Origin of the sequence: Methylobacterium sp. WL18, from assembly GCF_008040015.1 — a bacterium.
Taxonomy (GTDB): domain Bacteria; phylum Pseudomonadota; class Alphaproteobacteria; order Rhizobiales; family Beijerinckiaceae; genus Methylobacterium; species Methylobacterium mesophilicum.
Map to the genome: position 1 here is coordinate 1 of NZ_VRVD01000477.1, position 3,637 is coordinate 3,637.

5 protein-coding genes and 1 pseudogene are annotated in these 3,637 nt (G+C 68.3%); all 6 read left to right on the forward strand.

Features of this window, described 5'->3' with window-relative positions; all coding sequences use genetic code 11:
- Nucleotides 1–118 (forward strand): annotated as a pseudogene (locus FV228_RS23230) (IS5/IS1182 family transposase); the annotation flags it as partial.
- Nucleotides 119–934: 816 nt separating this feature from the next.
- Nucleotides 935–1,651 carry a PhoH family protein gene (locus tag FV228_RS23235; RefSeq protein ID WP_147856747.1) on the forward strand — a complete coding sequence of 239 codons (717 nt, stop codon included), beginning with the start codon at nt 935–937 and terminating at the stop codon, nt 1,649–1,651.
- A gap of 132 nt (nt 1,652–1,783) precedes the next feature.
- On the forward strand, nt 1,784–2,020 hold the full coding sequence (locus tag FV228_RS23240) for a hypothetical protein (RefSeq protein WP_147856748.1): 237 nt from the start codon (nt 1,784–1,786) through the stop codon (nt 2,018–2,020).
- Between the two features lie 164 nt (nt 2,021–2,184).
- Nucleotides 2,185–2,469 carry an accessory factor UbiK family protein gene (locus FV228_RS23245; protein WP_147856749.1) on the forward strand — a complete coding sequence of 95 codons (285 nt, stop codon included), beginning with the start codon at nt 2,185–2,187 and terminating at the stop codon, nt 2,467–2,469.
- Between the two features lie 290 nt (nt 2,470–2,759).
- Nucleotides 2,760–3,269, forward strand: coding sequence for a YbjN domain-containing protein (locus FV228_RS23250; protein WP_147856750.1), 510 nt, complete (start codon nt 2,760–2,762; stop codon nt 3,267–3,269).
- A gap of 23 nt (nt 3,270–3,292) precedes the next feature.
- A partial coding sequence (locus tag FV228_RS23255; RefSeq protein WP_187277873.1) for an NAD(P)-binding domain-containing protein occupies nt 3,293–3,637 on the forward strand: 345 nt, incomplete at its 3' end.

A 3,637-nucleotide genomic window follows, 5' to 3' on the forward strand; every position in this document is an offset into this window, starting at 1 on the left:
CTGTCGGCGCCTGGTCAAGGATTACGAGCGTTATGCCAGCACGCTGGCAGGACTTCATATGGTCGCCTTCGTCTGTCTCATGCTGAAACAGGCCGAACGACTGATGACAGGTGCATAACACGCTCTAGTCCCGCCGGCCGAGCCCGGACGTTCGGCTCGGCCGGCTTCACCCGTGCTGGCCTGCGCATTCCCGCATCGCAGCCCGGATCCTTCTCGGCGGCAGGAGACGTCGCAGCGCGGCAGACGCGCGCTCTCCCTCCCCTCCTCTGCGGGCTTTCATTCACACATCGGCTTGCGAAAGCCGCGACGCGCCCCCTCTCCCGTGCGGGAGAGGGTTGGGGTGAGGGATGCGACCTCTCCGGAAAGACCTGATCCCTCACCCGGCTCTCTGCGAGAGCAGACCTCTCCCGCACGGGAGAGGGGACCCGCGCTCCATCCTGCGCCCGCGCTGCCGACGCCGATGCGTGAATCCGGCAGCCCGCACGGGACAGGGGACCCGCGCCTTCTACGGCCTACGGAACAACCACAAACCCGTGTCGTCCGTGGCCACTCGGAAGAGGAGGGCGCCGTCCACCGGCCGATCTGTGACGGGAGCGCGGTCGTGCCGGATGCCGCGCCCGCCTGGATCCCCGGTCATCGGCCTGATGCAGTCCTGCCAGCACCGCGGCTTTTCGCGCGCCGCGGCACCGACCGTCACCCCCTGGTCACACCCCCCGAGCAAACGTCCCGTGCGAATCGCGTTGGTGCGCCGCTTGCACTGCGTATTCGACCCCGGGCGAGGCGGCGTGACGCTCTCCACAGGCGAATAGCACGGGGCGGAACCTTCGGCATGGCGCCGGAATTAGTTTCGGAATAGAGTAAGTCCGGGAGCACAAAGGTAAACGGCAGTTCATCGACAGATCCAGGTTGGCAAGTCCCGTTGGAGTGTTGATCCATGAAGCGACGCCGCACACGACTTGAACTGGTTGAAGACCGCACGCCCCGTGTTCACCGCACCCGCTTCGACGAAGAACGCAACCTCAGTCCGATCCAACCGCTCACCGACCGCCAGGCCGAATATCTCGACGCCCTGGCCAGCTCCGCCCAGGTGATCGTCCTCGGACCCGCTGGCACCGGCAAGACCTACATCGCCGGGACCCGCGCCGCCGACCAGCTCCGGCAGCGCCGCATCTCCAAGGTCGTGATCACCCGCCCGAACGTGCCCTCGGGCCGCTCGCTCGGCTTCTTCCCCGGCACCCTGGAGGAGAAGATCGCCCCCTGGGTCGCCCCGCTGACCGAGGCTATGAAGGAGCGGATGGGCCAGGCCGCCTTCGAGATCGCGCTCAAGACCGGCGACATCGAGATCGTGCCGTTCGAGGTGATGCGCGGGCGCACCTTCAAGAACTGCCTGGTGATCCTCGACGAGGCGCAGAACACCACCACCGCCGAGATCAAGATGTTCCTGACCCGGATCGGCGACGACTGCCAGGTCATCATCAACGGCGACGTCTCTCAGACCGACCTGCGCGAGACCTCGGGCCTGCGCACGGTGATGCACCTGATCAAGAGCCGGATGATGCCGATCCCGGTGGTGGAGTTCACCCGCGACGACATCGTCCGCTCCGGGATCTGCGCCGAATGGGTGAAGGCGTTCGAGGAAACGAATCTCTAACCCAGAAGTTGATGGCGGCGGGTCCTCGCGGGCCCGCCGTGCCCTCACCGGCACGAGACGGCTCTCCGAACCTCCCGTCCGGGAGGATGAACCGGGCGCCATGCCCGGAGATCAGAACATTGGAGTCTCCTCGTGAGGAAACTGACTTTCGCCTTCGCGGTTCTCGCCTCGATCGGCGGCGCCGCTCTCGTCCAGCCGGCCAGCGCCGCCCCCGGCCTGCCCTCGGGGATCTCCGCACCTGAAACCGTCACGCAGGTCCGCATGCACCCGGTGGAGCGGCGGATGATGCACCGGCGCATGGAGCGCCGGATGATGCACCGGCACATGCACCGCAAGATGATGCATCGCCGGATGATGCGCCGCATGTGATCGCGATGGGCGGGGCCTTCGGGCCCCGCTTTCATGTCCGGCGCGCGTTCGCGTCGGGAACGCGTTTCCGGCGTTGCTCCGCACCCCGCGGATTCCTATCTCGTCACCTGAGAATCGCGCAGTCAGGCGGCCGATGCGGCAGCCGGCCGATCCGGGAGACCACGATGCCCCCCTCGAACCGACTGTTCGACGACCTCGCCCGCCTGATGACCGACGCGGCCGGCGCCGCCCAGGGCGTGCGCCGCGAGGCCGAGACCGTGGTCAAGGCCCAGGCCGAGCGCCTCGTGCGCGACCTCGACATCGCCTCCCGCGAGGAACTCGACGTGCTGCGCGACCTCGTGACCAACCTGCGGGCCCAGAACGACGCGCTCACCGCCCGGGTGGCCGCCCTCGAGGCCAAATCCGGCACCGCCGCGGCCGGCGCGGCGGGGCTCAGCGAGGCGATCTGAGTCCGCACGGCAACGCTTCAGGCTTTTGCACAGGAAGCGCAGCCGACGATTTCGTTTCCTGTTCACCGAGCGTGACCTGCACTTTGTGTCGCGAGTCACGGCCGGTCTATAGTCGGGCATAGGGTGATTCGACGGCCGCCGGGCGATGTCCGCAGCGCTTTGACAGTCGATCGCGTCACCCCCGGCCCGTCTCCGACGGTCGTAGCAAGTTCTCGGAGTGTTCTCACACTCCTTCTCGCGTCCCCGTCACGTCGGGCTGGATCGATTCCGGGCCGTCCTTTTGGATCGTCATGCCGCTTCTCCACGTCGACTTCCACGACCCTGACCGGAACGAGCATCCGCTCGACGTCGTCGAGCGTCTGGCGTCCCTGCGCGACTGGATCTTCGACCGGGCCGAGACCGACGAGATGTCGATCACCAGCCCCGGCCGGTGGACCGACTACCATGTGGCGTTCACCTGGATCGAGGATGTCGAGGCCCTGCACGTGGCCTGCGCCTTCGACCTCAAGGTGCCGGAGCGGCAGCGGACCGAGGTGCTGCGCCTGATCGCGATGATCAACGAGCAGCTCTGGATCGGTCATTTCGACCTGTGGTCGAGCGACAGCGTGGTGATGTTCCGGCACGCGCTGCTGCTGGCGGGCGGCGCGGTGCCGACCCACCCGCAATGCTCCACCATGATGAAGACCGCCGTGGATGCCTGCGAGCGCTACTTCCAGGCGTTCCAGTTCGTGCTCTGGGCCGGCAAGAGCGCCCGCGAGGCGCTGGACGCCGTGCTGTTCGAGACCGAAGGCGAGGCGTGACGGCCGCCCCCGACGCCGCGCGGATGCCGCCGTCCCTGGTCCTGGCCGGGGCCGGCAAGATGGGCGGCGCGATGCTGGCGGGCTGGCTCGATTCCGGCCTCGATCCTCATGCCACCACCATCGTCGATCCGGTGCCGTCCCGCGAGATCGCGGACCTGTGCAGCGCCCGCGGGATCCGGCTGAACCCGGCGGAGGCCGAGCCCGGCGCCGTGCTGGTGCTGGCGATCAAGCCTCAGGGCCTGGAGGCGGCGGCGCCCGGCCTCGACCGGCTGGTCGGCCGCGACACGCTGCTGGTGTCGATCCTGGCGGGCAAGACCGTCGCGGACCTGCGCGCCCGGCTGCCCCGGGCCCGGGCCGTGGTGCGGGCC

Excerpts from the sequence above, each read along its gene's own strand:
- FV228_RS23235 (WP_147856747.1), top strand. The coding sequence starts at position 935 with ATGAAGCGACGCCGCACACGACTTGAACTGGTTGAAGACCGCACGCCC.
- FV228_RS23245 (WP_147856749.1), top strand. The coding sequence starts at position 2,185 with ATGCCCCCCTCGAACCGACTGTTCGACGACCTCGCCCGCCTGATGACC.
- FV228_RS23250 (WP_147856750.1), top strand. The coding sequence starts at position 2,760 with ATGCCGCTTCTCCACGTCGACTTCCACGACCCTGACCGGAACGAGCAT.